Source organism: Acinetobacter uliginosus (assembly GCF_044130295.1).
In the GTDB taxonomy this organism is placed as follows: domain Bacteria; phylum Pseudomonadota; class Gammaproteobacteria; order Pseudomonadales; family Moraxellaceae; genus Acinetobacter.
This window is the reverse complement of record NZ_JBIQOC010000005.1, coordinates 28,426-41,784: the sequence shown is the minus strand read 5'-3', so window position 1 is coordinate 41,784 and position 13,359 is coordinate 28,426. Positions and strand designations below refer to the sequence as shown.

The following is a 13,359-nucleotide window of genomic DNA, read 5'->3' as shown; positions in this document are numbered from 1 at the left end:
ATGCTCAGTCGTCAATTAGAAGTATCATTACGTTTGGCTGTAAGCATGGCTCGTCAAAAGAGACATGAGTTTCTCACGGTTGAACATTTATTGTTGGCTTTACTTGATAATGACTCTGCAGTAAATGCGTTAAAAGCATGTGGTGCGGACATTATCGTTCTTCGCAAGGAACTGGAAGAATATGTTGAGCAACACACCCCTAAATTAAGCGAACATAGTGATCAGGCACCACATCCGACGGAAAGCTTTGATCGTATTCTGCAACGTGCGATTTTCCATGTGCAATCAAGTGGTGGAGATCGAACTGTTGAAGGTGCAGACATTCTTGTTGCGATGTATTCTGAACGTGATTCTTTTGCGGTTTACTTGCTTAAACGTCATCAAATTAATCGTTTAACATTAACTCAATATTTATCGCATGGTACACGTAAAGAAGACGTACAGGCTGAAGAGGAAGTGGAAGAGCTGGATGGAGAAACATCGAGTTCTTCAAATGCAGGCCCACTCGATCTATATACCACTAACTTGAATGCAGAAGCGCAAAAAGGTAAAACCGATCCTTTGATCGGGCGTGAAAAAGAAATTGAACGTGCAGCACAGATTTTATGTCGTCGCCGTAAAAACAATCCTTTGCTGGTTGGTGATCCGGGGGTTGGTAAAACCTCGATTGCAGAAGGACTGGCTTGGCTGATTGTTAATGGTAAAGCACCGAAGCCATTAGCCCATGCAGAAATATATAGTCTGGATATTGGAGCTCTGGTTGCAGGAACCAAGTACCGTGGTGACTTTGAAAAACGCTTGAAACAACTCTTGAATGCGTTGAAAAAGAAACCAGAAGCCGTGTTATTTATTGATGAAATTCACATGATTATTGGGGCTGGTTCAAGCATGGGCAGCACCATGGATGCATCAAACTTAATTAAACCGGCTTTATCGAATGGTTCGTTACGTTGTATTGGTTCAACCACGTTCCAAGAGTATCGCCAAGTCTTTGAAAAAGATCATGCCTTGTCACGTCGTTTTCAGAAAATTGATGTCAATGAACCTTCAATTTCGGAAACCATTGATATTTTACGTGGCTTGAAATCGAAGTTTGAAGATTTTCATCATGTCAAATATGATGATAAAGCGCTGGTTTCAGCGGTAGAGCTATCAGCCAAGTTTATTAATGACCGTTTCTTGCCAGATAAAGCAATTGATGTAATTGATGAAGCAGGTGCTCAGCGCCGTTTGAAAGCCGAGCAAGACGATACGTTAATCACGGTTGAAAATATTGAAGATATCATCTCCAAGATTGCCCGTATTCCGCCGAAAACAGTATCGAAAGATGATAAAACGGTGCTTTCAAATCTGGAGCGTGATCTTAAACGTGTGGTCTTTGGTCAGGATGAAGCCATTGAAGCACTTGGTTCTGCAATTAAATTGTCGCGTGCTGGCTTGAAATCACCGGAGAAACCTGTGGGTAGCTTTGTGTTTGCAGGCCCAACCGGGGTAGGTAAAACCGAAGTCACCAAACAGTTGGCAAAATTACTGGGTGTGGAACTTGTCCGTTTCGATATGTCGGAATACATGGAACGTCATGCAGTTTCACGTTTAATTGGTGCACCTCCGGGTTATGTGGGGTTTGATCAGGGCGGTTTGCTGACCGATGCCATTCATAAAAATCCACATTGCGTATTGCTGTTGGATGAAATTGAAAAAGCGCATCCTGATGTGTTTAATTTATTATTGCAGATTATGGATCATGGCTCGTTAACAGATAATAATGGTCGCAAGTCAGATTTCCGTAATGTGATTCTGGTTCTTACCACCAATATTGGTGCAGAAAGTATTTCACGTGCCAGCATTGGTTTTAGAGAACAAGATAATAGTAATGACAATCAGGAAGCAATGAAACGCGCATTCTCTCCAGAATTCCGTAACCGTCTGGATGGAGTGATTCAATTCAAGGCATTGCCAACCACAATTATTGAAAATGTCGTGGATAAATTCCTGACTGAACTTCAGGCGCAGTTGGATGATAAAAAAGTCATTCTTGAAGTGGATCAAAGTGCACGTGAATGGATGGCCGAAAATGGCTATGACCGTTTGATGGGTGCTCGTCCAATGCAGCGTCTGATTCAGGAACACCTGAAAAAACCGCTTGCCGAGATGATTCTCTTTGGTGAATTGGCAGAACATGGCGGCAATGTTGCAGTTTCAGTGAAGAAAGAGAATGGCAAAGCAGTCGGTCTTAAACTGGAAGTGTTTGAAGATCAGACTGCGGAACCTGCGTAATTAAAAATAACTCATAAAAAACCCGTGTTCGCACGGGTTTTTATTTGCTTCAATCTAAATTTTTTGTGTTTTACCTCAAGTATGATTTTCAAAATCTTTAGAAAAATGAAATCGGATGTAACCTTTAATTTATGGATATTCAAATTACCAAAGTTTTAAACATGGTCTTTTTATTTCTTGTCACTGCTGTGATGGAAATTCTGGGGTGTTATTTTCCCTATCTTATTTTAAATCAGGGAAAAACTCAGTGGTTTTGGATTCCAGCGGTCCTGGCACTGGCTACATTTGTCTGGTTACTCACTCTACATCCTGCTGCATCGGGACGAATTTACGCAGCCTATGGTGGAATTTATATTTTTACCGCACTGATGTGGTTAAGATTTGTTGATCAGGTGGCATTAAGTCGCTGGGATTTACTGGGCGGAATTGTAGTGATGATTGGGGCAAGCATTATTATTTTACAACCGCAAGGTTTGATACGTTAGTTAGCCTAACGTATCAGACAGCTTTTTAAAAAGAACATTCACTGTTCTTAATCTTAAAGTCATAGTTTTTACTTTCGGATGACAGCTTTAATTCAACATGATAGGGATTTACACGTTGAAATTCATTTTCAAACAACAAGCTGCAGTTCTGCAAAATATTTTTTCTCAGCAGTTTTTTGACTTCCTTTTCACCAACATCTTGGGCAAACTGGGTAAAATCAGGCGTGGTGATAATGCCTTCAATTTTTACCCCATTCGCGCTCATTTGGTATTTTTCCATCAGCATGTTTTGATCGATCTGGAAAGGCAATGTGCGCGAATCTTCATCACTGATGACATCTAAAATCTCATTCAGCGCTTTATGGTCTTTAATTTTATAAGATGAATCCAGAATCTGCTTTTTAACAAAATATTGGTCGAGCTCGGTGGCTTTGGCATGTGCGGTATTAAATATAAGAAAAGTGCTTAAACATAAAAATATTGTTTTAAATGGCATGATCATCATCACTGAGAATACTTATGATTTAAATTAAACAATTTATAGGCATAAAAAAAGCACCCGAAGGTACTTTTTTAGAAAACTTGAGGCTGAAAATTTAATCTTTCTTTAAATTTTCATTAATTAAGAATTCAACCAGTGCTTTTTGTGCATGCAGGCGGTTTTCAGCTTCATCCCAAACCACAGCATTTTTGTGATCAAGCATGTTTTCTGAGATTTCTTCGCCACGGTGAGCTGGCAAGCAGTGCATGAATAAGCAATCTGGGTGAGCAAGGTCCATTAAGCGTTCATTGACCTGATAATCAGCAAAGGCTTGTTCACGGATTTTTTGCTCTTCTTCCTGTCCCATGCTTGCCCAGACATCAGTCACAATCAGATCGGCATTTACCGCAGCATCTTCAGCTGAATCGACAAGTTCGACGCAATGAGCAAACTCAGTCAGAAATTTTTCTTGTGGTTCATAGCCTTTAGGTGCAGCAATTTTTAATTTAAAGCCCCACATGTGTGCAGCTTCAATATAAGAGTTGCACATGTTGTTGCCATCACCAATCCAGGCAACGGTTTTACCTTCAATTGAACCACGGTGTTCAAGGTAAGTTTGCATGTCAGCCAATAGTTGGCAAGGGTGGTGATCATCTGTTAATGCATTGATTACAGGTACTTTTGAATAAGAAGCAAAACGCTCAACGATATCATGGCCGAAAGTACGGATCATTACGATATCCAGCATGCTTGATATTACGCGTGCCGAATCTTCAACTGGCTCACCGCGACCAAGTTGGGAGTCACGTGAAGAAAGAAAGATTGCGCTACCACCGAATTGACTCATGCCAGCTTCAAACGAAACACGTGTACGAGTACTCGATTTTTCAAAAATCATACCCATGACTTTACCAACGAAAGGTTGGAAAACTTCATTGTTATGCTGCTTACGCTTGAGTTCGATCCCGCGTTGCAAAATTTGGTTAAGTTCTAAAGTCGATAAATCACGTAAAGTTAGAAAGTGACGGAGAGCCATCATTTACTCCACAATAACCGCTGAAAATAAATTATCAGTAATTAGTTGCTGGTTGGTTAAGAAAAAAATACGGAATCGGCTAATATACTATATGCGAGACAAATTGCAAAAAATCTAACGGGGTTGATGGCCTTCCAGGAAGCGATCTACACAATAAGTAATGTAATTGATGGTTTCTTGATCATTTTCACGGATTGGCACACCCATAAGTACGCACCATTCAATATTGCGGATAATGCCAAAATACAGTTGAGCAGAATAAATCGGTTGTTTACAGTGAATAATCCCGATTTCATCGGCTTTGGTTAGCGCATTGGCTATGGCGATTTGAATATGCTTTGGACCCTGTTCGTGAATGTAAAGAGCAAGCTGTGGGCTGCGCTGTGTCTGTTCAATAATTAAACGAAGGAAGGCTACATTTTCTGGAAGCATCAAATGTTGCTTAACATTTATCAGGGTTTGGATTAAATAGACACGAAGATCATCTTTACCGTGTTCAAAAGGGATGCAGATATCTTTAAAAAACTGTTCCCGACGATAATCACAAATTGCTTTGAATAAGCCTTCTTTATTGCCAAAGTATTTATAGATTGAAGCCTTAGATCCGCCTGCGTGTTGCACAATATCATCCAGTGATACTGCATCGTAACCACGTTCTAAAAACAGGTCGGTTGCACTGACTAATAATGCCACACATCGCTCATGACCACGCTTGGTTGGTGGTATATCTTTACCTAAAGGAGCTAAATGGGCGATTTTATGCATATTGGATAAAAAACTAACAATTAAATAGGAGGGAGATTGTTATTATAACAAATATATGTAAAGCGTGCTGTGTAGAAGTGTACTCGCGTACGGCATGATTTGAACTGAAAAAGTCATTATTTTAGAAAATAGCTCAAATTTAGCTTATTTAGAATACAAAAAAGCTGTGTTTATCAAAAATAAATAATATCTAATATCACGAAAATTTATTGTGCAATAAATTTGAGAATTATTTGACTAAAGTTATAGAGTAAAAATTCTAAAGAGTCATGGCCAAACAGAGGTTTATGGATATACTCAAACTTCGATAAATAAAGTTAAACTGTGGAAAGGAAGATGACACAACAAATGTCTGCAGGCTTAAGATTTAGACAAGCACTGGAAGTTGAAAAGCCATTACAAATTATCGGCACAGTGAATGCCTATGCAGCCATGATGGCGAAAGAAGTGGGTTATAAAGCCATTTATGTATCGGGCGCAGGAGTTGCCAACTATTCTTACGGATTGCCTGACTTGGGTATGACCAGTTTGGACAATGTTCTGGAAGATGTACGTCGTATCACTGAGCGTGTCGATACGCCTTTACTTGTAGATATTGATACGGGATGGGGCGGAGCATTTAATATCGCCCGTACTGTTAAACAGATGATTGCGGCTGGTGCTGCAGCCGTTCATATTGAAGATCAGGTTGCACAAAAGCGTTGTGGTCACCGTCCAAACAAGGAAATTGTGACCCAGCAGGAAATGGTTGACCGTATTAAAGCAGCGGTGGATGCCAAGACTGATTCAAACTTTGTGGTGATGGCGCGTACCGATGCCTTGCAAAAAGAAGGTTTACAAGCGGTGATTGACCGTGCATGTGCATGTGTTGAAGCTGGTGCGGATGCAATCTTTGCTGAAGCGATGACTGACATTACCATGTATCGTACAGTGTGTGATGCTGTAGGTGTGCCTGTATTGGCAAATATTACCGAATTTGGTGATACGCCTTATTACACCGTAGATGAGTTGGGTGAACAAGGTATTCGTATGGTACTTTATCCACTGTCTGCGACACGTGCAATGCAGAAAGCGGCATTGGAAGTGATGCGTTCTATCCGTGAAAACGGTACGCAAGTGAATGTATTGGACAAGATGCAACAGCGTAAAGAGCTTTACGAGTTTCTTGATTATCATACGTTTGAGAACACTTTAGATAAATTGTTTAAATAAATTTTTTAAATAAATAATTCAAAATGGAGAATTAAAAATGGCTGAAGGAAAAGTACTGACAGGTGCAGGATTACGTGGACAGGTTGCAGGTAAAACCGCACTTTCTACTGTTGGTAAGAGTGGCGCAGGCTTAACCTATCGTGGTTATGATGTGCAGGATCTGGCGGAAAATTGCCAATTTGAAGAAGTGGCTTATCTTATCTTCTTTGGTGAATTGCCAACGACTGAACAGCTTGCGGCTTATAAGGCCAAATTGAAATCTTTACGTCAGCTTCCACAAGCGTTGAAAGAAGTGTTGGAACGCATTCCGGCAGATTCGCATCCGATGGATGTGATGCGTACCGGTGTGTCCATGCTAGGCAACTTGGAAACTGAAAAATCTTTTGATGAGCAGCAAGATGTTGCCGACCGTATTTTGGCGACTTTACCTGCAATTATTTGCTATTGGTATCGTTATAGCCACGATGGCGTGCGCATTGAAGAAAATACCGATGATGATTCAATTGGTGCACAATTCCTGCATTTACTGCGTGGTGAAAAACCGAATGAATTGCATGAACAGGTGATGAATGTGTCGCTGATTCTTTATGCAGAGCATGAATTCAACGCATCTACATTTACTGCGCGCGTGTGTGCATCTACGTTGTCTGATATGCACTCATGTATTACTGGTGCTATTGGTTCACTTCGTGGTCCATTACATGGCGGTGCCAATGAAGCAGCGATGGAAATGATTGAAAACTGGACCTCTCCAGAAGAAGCCGAACGCGAAATGCTGGGTAAGCTGGAGCGTAAAGAAAAGATCATGGGCTTTGGTCATGCAATCTATAAAGACAATGACCCACGTAATGGCATCATCAAAATCTGGTCTGAGCGTTTAGCTCAAGATGTCGGTGATACAGTACTTTACCCGGTATCAGTACGCTGTGAAGAGGTGATGTGGCGCGAGAAGAAATTGTTCTGTAATGCAGACTTCTTCCATGCATCTGCTTACCACTTCATGGGGATTGCAACCAAATTGTTCACACCAATCTTTGTAATGAGCCGTGTAACAGGCTGGGCAGCCCATGTAATGGAACAGCGTGCAGACAACCGTATTATTCGTCCAAGTGCGGATTATACCGGCCCTGAACTGCGTAAAGTGGTTCCAATTGCAGAGCGTACTGTAGCTTAAGATAAAAGCATGAATAAAGCCTCTTCGGAGGCTTTATTTTTTTGCAGTCAGTAAAACTGGATCTTCAATGGTGTAACCTGTTTCAAAAGGAATGCCCAGGTATTTAACCACCGCTAATATCTTCTGTTGCCGGGGAATCTTATAAGCTTGGGATATGCTTAATCCGTGGCGATAATCGATTGCCTGATGGATCTGGCTTTTCAAGCTTTGACTGCTGAGTTGGTATGTATAAGTATATTTCGGAATATATTCTTTCGGATCATAGCAAGATTTTTCTTTAGAGGTGATTTTCTTTAATACCTGAATCTTGATGCTTGATTTAGGTAGTGGTGCAAGAGGGTTAAGCCGCTTTTTAATTTTTACTATTTCCTTATCGAACTGCCGACTATCTTGGTCATAATCAATTTTCTTGGTTTTAGGATTAATATATAGCGAATTCACCTGAATCAGCTTTGCCGGTTGCTGGGTATTTTTAAATTGATAATAATAAAGTTGCGGTAGGCGACCACGACCATCAAGATAATGTTTAAGCAGATAGACTTTTTGCTCTTTGTTTTCATAGCCCAATACTTCGATATTTTGAGGACCACCTACGGTTGCAAAACTGCTGCATGGCAGCAGGATTAATCCGAATGTGAACATTTTGAGTTTAAACATCACTAAACACTCTGAATAAGTTTGATGATTTCATCTGCAATATATTGAGTTAAAACATCAAGGCGTTTTAATGCTGTACCCTCAATAAAATATTGAAAATTGTGTATTTTATTTAAATATAAAATTGAGGTGAAAAATGTGCCTTCAGGTTTATTTTCTGTTGCGCTACCGCCAGGTTTCAGTAAACCCGTGCAAGCAACAATAATATCGGCTTGAGTAAAGAGATTTTTTCCTTGCCTTGCCATTGCTTCTGTGACTTCAGCAGATTCTGCGGTGTATTTTTCTATCAGTTCAGCATCAATATGCAGGATATTGATCTTGATTGAGGGATCATAACTGACCAGCCCACCCAGTAAAATTTCTGCGCCACTGTTTTTGCAAATAGAAAACTGACTGGAAAGATAGCCAGAACTGGCACTTTCAATAAAAGCAATTTTTAACTGATGTGTTTCAAGCAAATCACAACATTGTTTTAGCATAGGTTTGTGTCTCAAAATCAATACTATTTAGTTCAAATTTTTTATCTTGGGTAGACTTCACTCAAAATATGGTGAAAGACAAAAAATCAGTTTTTCATTTTTCGGTTCATGTTTTTTAAATCTATGTTCTTTGTGCTTAACTTTATCTCGATCGTTTTTAAATAAAAATTTTATTTAGAATCTATAAATTATTTTCGATCTCTGGTAAACCACAATAAAAAACCCGCCATAAAGACGGGTCTTTAAAACTGACTGAATTTATTGATCCAATGCAGGTGTTGCCGCAGCAATGGCCGCAGCTACTGCATCATCTTCAGACTGAGCTTCATTATTTGATTTGGCTGGGGCTTCTGAAGCAGGTTTTGGTTGAGCTTTTGGTGCTTCAGCTTGAGCAGTTTCAGTTGTAGTCTGTTGAGGAGCTTCACGCACTTCACGACGAATGACTGTAGTTGTATTTGGCGTTTCTTCACGTTCAACTTCTACCTGCGCTGGAGCTTGAGCGTTGTTATCTTCCATAGCTTCCAAAGGTACAGCTTCTGCAGGCTGATTCATTTGTTCAGTTTGCTCGGTTGTTTCAACCTGTTCTTGCTCATCTTCTTTTGGAGTTTCTTTTTTTACACATGCTGTTAAAAGTAAACTTGCTGCAATAGCACCACAAAGTAAAAGTTTGTTATTCATAATCGCACAAAATAAAGCATTAATTGGATGTTGCTATTATAACAGCAAATACAAATATAAAAATCCTATCAGCTTACCCTAATTTTTTATCGGAAATGCTGATAGAATAACCAATTGTTTATTGTTCTATGAATTGATGCGGAATGACTTTGCTTTATTGGTACAGAGTAAAGTAAAATCGCACAACATTGTAGGCCAATTTAGGCTCCATTGTACGAGAAACTTAATGACCCATTTTATTTTCGTTACTGGTGGTGTTGTATCATCACTAGGTAAAGGTATTTCAGCTGCATCTGTGGCTGCGCTTTTAGAAGCCCGTGGTTTAAAAGTGACCATGGTCAAAATGGATCCATACATTAATGTCGATCCAGGAACGATGAGTCCGTTCCAACACGGTGAAGTTTTTGTCACAGAGGATGGTGCTGAAACTGACTTAGACTTGGGTTATTACGAACGTTTCTTACGTCGTGCGAAAATGACCAAACTGAACAACTTCACATCAGGTCGTGTTTATCAGGATGTTTTAAATAAAGAACGCCGTGGTGACTATCTGGGTGGTACTGTTCAGGTTATTCCACATATTACCGATAATATTAAAGAACGTGTGCTTCGCGCTGGCGAAGGCTATGACGTCGCAATTGTGGAAATTGGCGGAACAGTAGGTGACATCGAATCTCTCCCATTCATGGAATCTGTACGTCAGTTAATGGTAGAGCTTGGTCATAAACGTACCATGTTGATGCACTTGACTTTACTTCCATACATCAAGTCAGCAGCAGAACTGAAAACCAAACCGACTCAGCACTCAGTGAAAGAGTTGTTATCGATTGGTATTCAACCAGATATTTTAATCTGCCGTACCGAGCATGATGTTGATGCAGATACAACCCGTAAAATTGCATTATTCACTAACGTGGAAGCGCGTGCGGTTGTGGTCTGTAAAGATGCACGTACTATTTATCAAATCCCGCGTACGTTCTATGAACAGGATGTTGACGATTTAATTTGTGAACGTTTTGGTTATAACGACCTGCCTGAAGCGGATCTTTCAGACTGGGACAATGTTGTAGAAGCTTTATTAAACCCTGAATACACAGTACGTGTGGCGATGGTAGGTAAATACGTTGAGCTTCCAGATGCATATAAATCTGTAAACGAAGCACTTCTTCATGCGGGCATTAAAAACCGTGTCAAAGTCCAAATTGACTATGTCAATGCTGAAGATCTTGAAAGCCAAGATGTGAATGAAGCGCTTAAAGATGCAGATGCCATTCTGGTTCCGGGCGGTTTTGGTGAGCGTGGTACTGAAGGCAAAATGCTGGCAATTAAATATGCACGTGAAAACGGTGTGCCATTCCTTGGTATCTGTTTAGGTATGCAGTTGGCAGTGATCGAATACGCGCGTAACGTAGCGGGTATCACGGATGCGTCATCCACAGAATTCAACCGTTCAACCAAATCACCTTTAATTGGTTTGATTACCGAATGGCTGGATGAGCGTGGCGAAGTTCAACAGCGTTCTGTAGATTCTGATCTTGGCGGAACCATGCGTCTAGGTGCGCAAAAATCTGAGCTGGTTGCAGGTACAAAAACTGCAGAAGTGTATGGTTCGAATGAAATTATCGAACGTCACCGTCACCGTTATGAAATGAACAACCGTTTCATTCCTGCGCTAGAAGAGAAAGGTCTGAAGATTTCAGGTTATTCACCAGTACAACATTTGGTAGAAACAGTTGAAATTCCTCAACATCCTTGGTTTATTGCTGTACAATTCCACCCGGAATTTACAAGTTCACCACGTGATGGGCACCCATTATTTGCCAGCTTTATTGATGCTGCGAAAAAACAGTACCAAAAAACCAAATAATGGCTGGGCAAGACTAAACTAGGAAAGTTTAAATGTCGCAATTAAAACCACAAGAAATTGTACGTTTAGGCGATATACAAATGGCAAATCACTTGCCATTTGTATTATTCGGCGGAATGAATGTACTTGAGTCAAAAGACCTTGCTTTTGAAATTGCAGAAACTTATGTTGATATCTGCAAACGTCTGGAAATTCCTTACGTGTTTAAAGCAAGTTTTGATAAAGCCAACCGTTCAAGCTTGAACTCTTTCCGTGGCCCAGGCTTGGAAAAAGGGATCGAGTGGTTAGCAGACATTAAAAAACACTTCAATGTACCCATCATTACTGATGTACATGAACCTTATCAGGCTGCACCTGTTGCTGAAGTGGCGGATATTATCCAGCTTCCAGCATTCTTGAGCCGTCAGACTGATCTGGTTGAAGCTATGGCAAAAACCGATGCCATCATCAATATCAAAAAAGCACAATTCCTTGCGCCACACGAAATGCGCCATATTTTGCATAAGTGTCTGGAAGCCGGAAATGACAAGCTGATTCTTTGTGAACGTGGTTCGGCCTTTGGCTATAACAACCTGGTTGTAGATATGCTGGGCTTCGACATCATGAAAGAAATGAATGTGCCTGTATTCTTTGATGTCACCCACGCGCTGCAAACTCCAGGTGGGCGTGCAGATTCTGCGGGCGGTCGCCGTGCGCAAATTACCACTTTGGCTCGTGCGGGTATGGCCACTGGTCTGGCGGGTTTATTCTTGGAAGCTCATCCAGATCCTGAACATGCTAAATGTGATGGTCCTTGTGCACTTCGTATGTCGCAACTGGAGCCATTCTTGGCGCAGCTGAAAGAATTGGATACCTTGGTTAAAGGTTTCAAAAAGTTAGATACACACTAAATCATATACACCTTGATGCCTTCTAAAGCATCGCGTTATTCATCAACTGAGGAATTGTTCATGAGTCAAATCGTTGACATTCGTGCACGTGAAATTTTGGACTCTCGTGGTAACCCAACCATCGAAGCAGACGTAATCTTGGCATCTGGCGTAGTTGGCCGTGCATGTGCACCATCTGGTGCTTCAACTGGTTCTCGTGAAGCTTTAGAACTTCGTGACGGCGATAAAGCACGTTACTTGGGTAAAGGCGTTAAAACTGCAGTTAACAACGTTAACACAGTAATTCGTGACGCATTGTTGGGTAAATCAGTCTTTGAACAAAAAGATATTGATAACACAATGATCGCGCTTGACGGTACAGAAAACAAAGAAAAACTAGGTGCGAACGCAACTCTAGCGGTATCTTTGGCTGCTGCACGTGCTGCTGCTGACGAAAAGAAAATTCCTCTTTTCCAATACATCGCAGACCTTCGTAACAACAGCATTTTAACTATGCCCGTTCCAATGATGAACATCTTGAACGGTGGTTCACACGCAGATAACAACGTTGACATTCAAGAGTTTATGATTGAGCCAGTGGGCTTTACTTCATTCTCTGAAGCGTTACGTGCGGGTGCTGAAATCTTCCATTCTTTAAAATCAGTTTTAAAGAAACAAGGTTTGAATACTGCGGTGGGTGATGAAGGTGGTTTTGCACCAAACTTACGTTCAAATGAAGAAGCGATTACTGTAATCCTTTCTGCGATTGAGCAAACGGGTTATAAAGCGGGTTCTGACATCATGCTTGCACTTGACTGCGCATCTTCAGAATTCTACAAAGATGGTCAGTACATTCTTGCTGGCGAAGGCAACAAAGCATTCACAAGCAACCAGTTCTCTGACTACCTTGCGGGTCTTGTAAACCAATACCCAATCATCTCGATTGAAGATGGCCTGGATGAGTCTGACTGGGAAGGCTGGTCTTACCTGACTTCTATCCTTGGCGACAAGATCCAGTTGGTGGGTGATGACCTGTTCGTAACCAATCCAAAAATCCTTCAACGCGGTATCAATGAGAAAGTTGCTAACTCTATCTTGATCAAATACAACCAGATCGGTACCTTGACTGAAACTCTAGATGCTATCTATCTTGCGAAAGCAAATGGTTACTCTACAGTAATTTCTCACCGTTCAGGCGAAACTGAAGATTCGACTATTGCTGATCTTGCAGTAGGTACAGCAGCGGGTCAAATCAAGACAGGTTCACTTTGCCGTTCTGACCGTGTAGCAAAATATAACCAATTACTTCGTATCGAAGAATTGACTAAAGCTGCATATCGCGGTAAAGCTGAGTTCAAAGGTTTGAACTAAGCACATAT

The 13,359-nt window shown here is 40.9% G+C and carries 13 protein-coding genes; 7 read left to right on the top strand and 6 right to left on the bottom strand.

Annotated features, from left to right (window positions below):
- Nucleotides 1–2,277, top strand: a complete 2,277-nt coding sequence (clpA, locus tag ACE01T_RS02035) for an ATP-dependent Clp protease ATP-binding subunit ClpA (protein ID WP_180043419.1) — start codon at nt 1–3, stop codon at nt 2,275–2,277.
- Between the two features lie 131 nt (nt 2,278–2,408).
- Nucleotides 2,409–2,762 carry a YnfA family protein gene (locus ACE01T_RS02030; RefSeq protein ID WP_180043421.1) on the top strand — a complete coding sequence of 118 codons (354 nt, stop codon included), beginning with the start codon at nt 2,409–2,411 and terminating at the stop codon, nt 2,760–2,762.
- A 25-nt stretch (nt 2,763–2,787) separates the two neighbouring features.
- Here ACE01T_RS02030 and ACE01T_RS02025 read toward each other — a convergent pair whose 3' ends face one another.
- The 3 genes from ACE01T_RS02025 to ACE01T_RS02015 form a co-directional block, all read right to left on the bottom strand.
- On the bottom strand, nt 2,788–3,258 hold the full coding sequence (locus ACE01T_RS02025) for a hypothetical protein (RefSeq protein ID WP_180043423.1): 471 nt from the start codon (nt 3,256–3,258) through the stop codon (nt 2,788–2,790).
- A 100-nt stretch (nt 3,259–3,358) separates the two neighbouring features.
- Nucleotides 3,359–4,279: an ornithine carbamoyltransferase gene (gene argF, locus ACE01T_RS02020; protein WP_180043425.1), complete on the bottom strand. Its 921-nt coding sequence runs from the start codon at nt 4,277–4,279 to the stop codon at nt 3,359–3,361.
- A gap of 114 nt (nt 4,280–4,393) precedes the next feature.
- Nucleotides 4,394–5,044, bottom strand: coding sequence for a TetR/AcrR family transcriptional regulator (locus tag ACE01T_RS02015; protein ID WP_086196325.1), 651 nt, complete (start codon nt 5,042–5,044; stop codon nt 4,394–4,396).
- A gap of 336 nt (nt 5,045–5,380) precedes the next feature.
- Here ACE01T_RS02015 and prpB point away from each other — a divergent pair, with 336 nt between their 5' ends.
- Together prpB and prpC are read left to right on the top strand one after the other, a co-directional pair.
- Nucleotides 5,381–6,256 (top strand): methylisocitrate lyase, encoded by an 876-nt coding sequence (prpB, locus tag ACE01T_RS02010; protein WP_086174234.1) that lies wholly within the window; start codon nt 5,381–5,383, stop codon nt 6,254–6,256.
- A 37-nt stretch (nt 6,257–6,293) separates the two neighbouring features.
- Complete coding sequence (prpC, locus tag ACE01T_RS02005; protein ID WP_180043427.1) at nt 6,294–7,430, top strand: bifunctional 2-methylcitrate synthase/citrate synthase; 1,137 nt, start codon at nt 6,294–6,296, stop codon at nt 7,428–7,430.
- Between the two features lie 33 nt (nt 7,431–7,463).
- Here the strand turns inward: prpC and ACE01T_RS02000 are convergent, their stop codons facing one another.
- The 3 genes from ACE01T_RS02000 to ACE01T_RS01990 form a co-directional block, all read right to left on the bottom strand.
- A complete protein-coding gene (locus ACE01T_RS02000) occupies nt 7,464–8,087 on the bottom strand; it encodes an aminotransferase (protein ID WP_180043429.1) in 624 nt (207 codons plus the stop codon).
- Nucleotides 8,088–8,089: 2 nt separating this feature from the next.
- Complete coding sequence (locus tag ACE01T_RS01995; RefSeq protein WP_180043431.1) at nt 8,090–8,566, bottom strand: CinA family protein; 477 nt, start codon at nt 8,564–8,566, stop codon at nt 8,090–8,092.
- Between the two features lie 258 nt (nt 8,567–8,824).
- Nucleotides 8,825–9,244, bottom strand: a complete 420-nt coding sequence (locus ACE01T_RS01990; protein WP_180043433.1) for a prolipoprotein diacylglyceryl transferase — start codon at nt 9,242–9,244, stop codon at nt 8,825–8,827.
- A 226-nt stretch (nt 9,245–9,470) separates the two neighbouring features.
- Here ACE01T_RS01990 and pyrG point away from each other — a divergent pair, with 226 nt between their 5' ends.
- Genes pyrG through eno form a run of 3 tightly spaced genes read left to right on the top strand, consistent with a single transcriptional unit; the run spans nt 9,471 to nt 13,351 of the window.
- Entirely contained in the window at nt 9,471–11,111 is a 1,641-nt protein-coding gene (gene pyrG / locus ACE01T_RS01985; protein WP_180043435.1) for a CTP synthase, read from the top strand.
- Nucleotides 11,112–11,143: 32 nt separating this feature from the next.
- A complete protein-coding gene (kdsA, locus tag ACE01T_RS01980) occupies nt 11,144–12,001 on the top strand; it encodes a 3-deoxy-8-phosphooctulonate synthase (RefSeq protein WP_086196319.1) in 858 nt (285 codons plus the stop codon).
- Between the two features lie 60 nt (nt 12,002–12,061).
- Entirely contained in the window at nt 12,062–13,351 is a 1,290-nt protein-coding gene (eno, locus tag ACE01T_RS01975; RefSeq protein WP_086196318.1) for a phosphopyruvate hydratase, read from the top strand.
- The last annotated feature ends 8 nt before the right edge of the window (nt 13,352–13,359 follow it).

Coding starts and splice junctions, on each gene's coding strand:
- ACE01T_RS01990 (WP_180043433.1), bottom strand. CDS start 9,244: ATGAATAACAAACTTTTACTTTGTGGTGCTATTGCAGCAAGTTTACTT.
- ACE01T_RS02000 (WP_180043429.1), bottom strand. CDS start 8,087: ATGTTTAAACTCAAAATGTTCACATTCGGATTAATCCTGCTGCCATGC.
- ACE01T_RS02015 (WP_086196325.1), bottom strand. CDS start 5,044: ATGCATAAAATCGCCCATTTAGCTCCTTTAGGTAAAGATATACCACCA.
- argF (WP_180043425.1), bottom strand. CDS start 4,279: ATGGCTCTCCGTCACTTTCTAACTTTACGTGATTTATCGACTTTAGAA.
- kdsA (WP_086196319.1), top strand. CDS start 11,144: ATGTCGCAATTAAAACCACAAGAAATTGTACGTTTAGGCGATATACAA.
- prpB (WP_086174234.1), top strand. CDS start 5,381: ATGACACAACAAATGTCTGCAGGCTTAAGATTTAGACAAGCACTGGAA.
- pyrG (WP_180043435.1), top strand. CDS start 9,471: ATGACCCATTTTATTTTCGTTACTGGTGGTGTTGTATCATCACTAGGT.
- ACE01T_RS02030 (WP_180043421.1), top strand. CDS start 2,409: ATGGATATTCAAATTACCAAAGTTTTAAACATGGTCTTTTTATTTCTT.
- ACE01T_RS01995 (WP_180043431.1), bottom strand. CDS start 8,566: ATGCTAAAACAATGTTGTGATTTGCTTGAAACACATCAGTTAAAAATT.
- ACE01T_RS02025 (WP_180043423.1), bottom strand. CDS start 3,258: ATGCCATTTAAAACAATATTTTTATGTTTAAGCACTTTTCTTATATTT.
- prpC (WP_180043427.1), top strand. CDS start 6,294: ATGGCTGAAGGAAAAGTACTGACAGGTGCAGGATTACGTGGACAGGTT.
- clpA (WP_180043419.1), top strand. CDS start 1: ATGCTCAGTCGTCAATTAGAAGTATCATTACGTTTGGCTGTAAGCATG.
- eno (WP_086196318.1), top strand. CDS start 12,062: ATGAGTCAAATCGTTGACATTCGTGCACGTGAAATTTTGGACTCTCGT.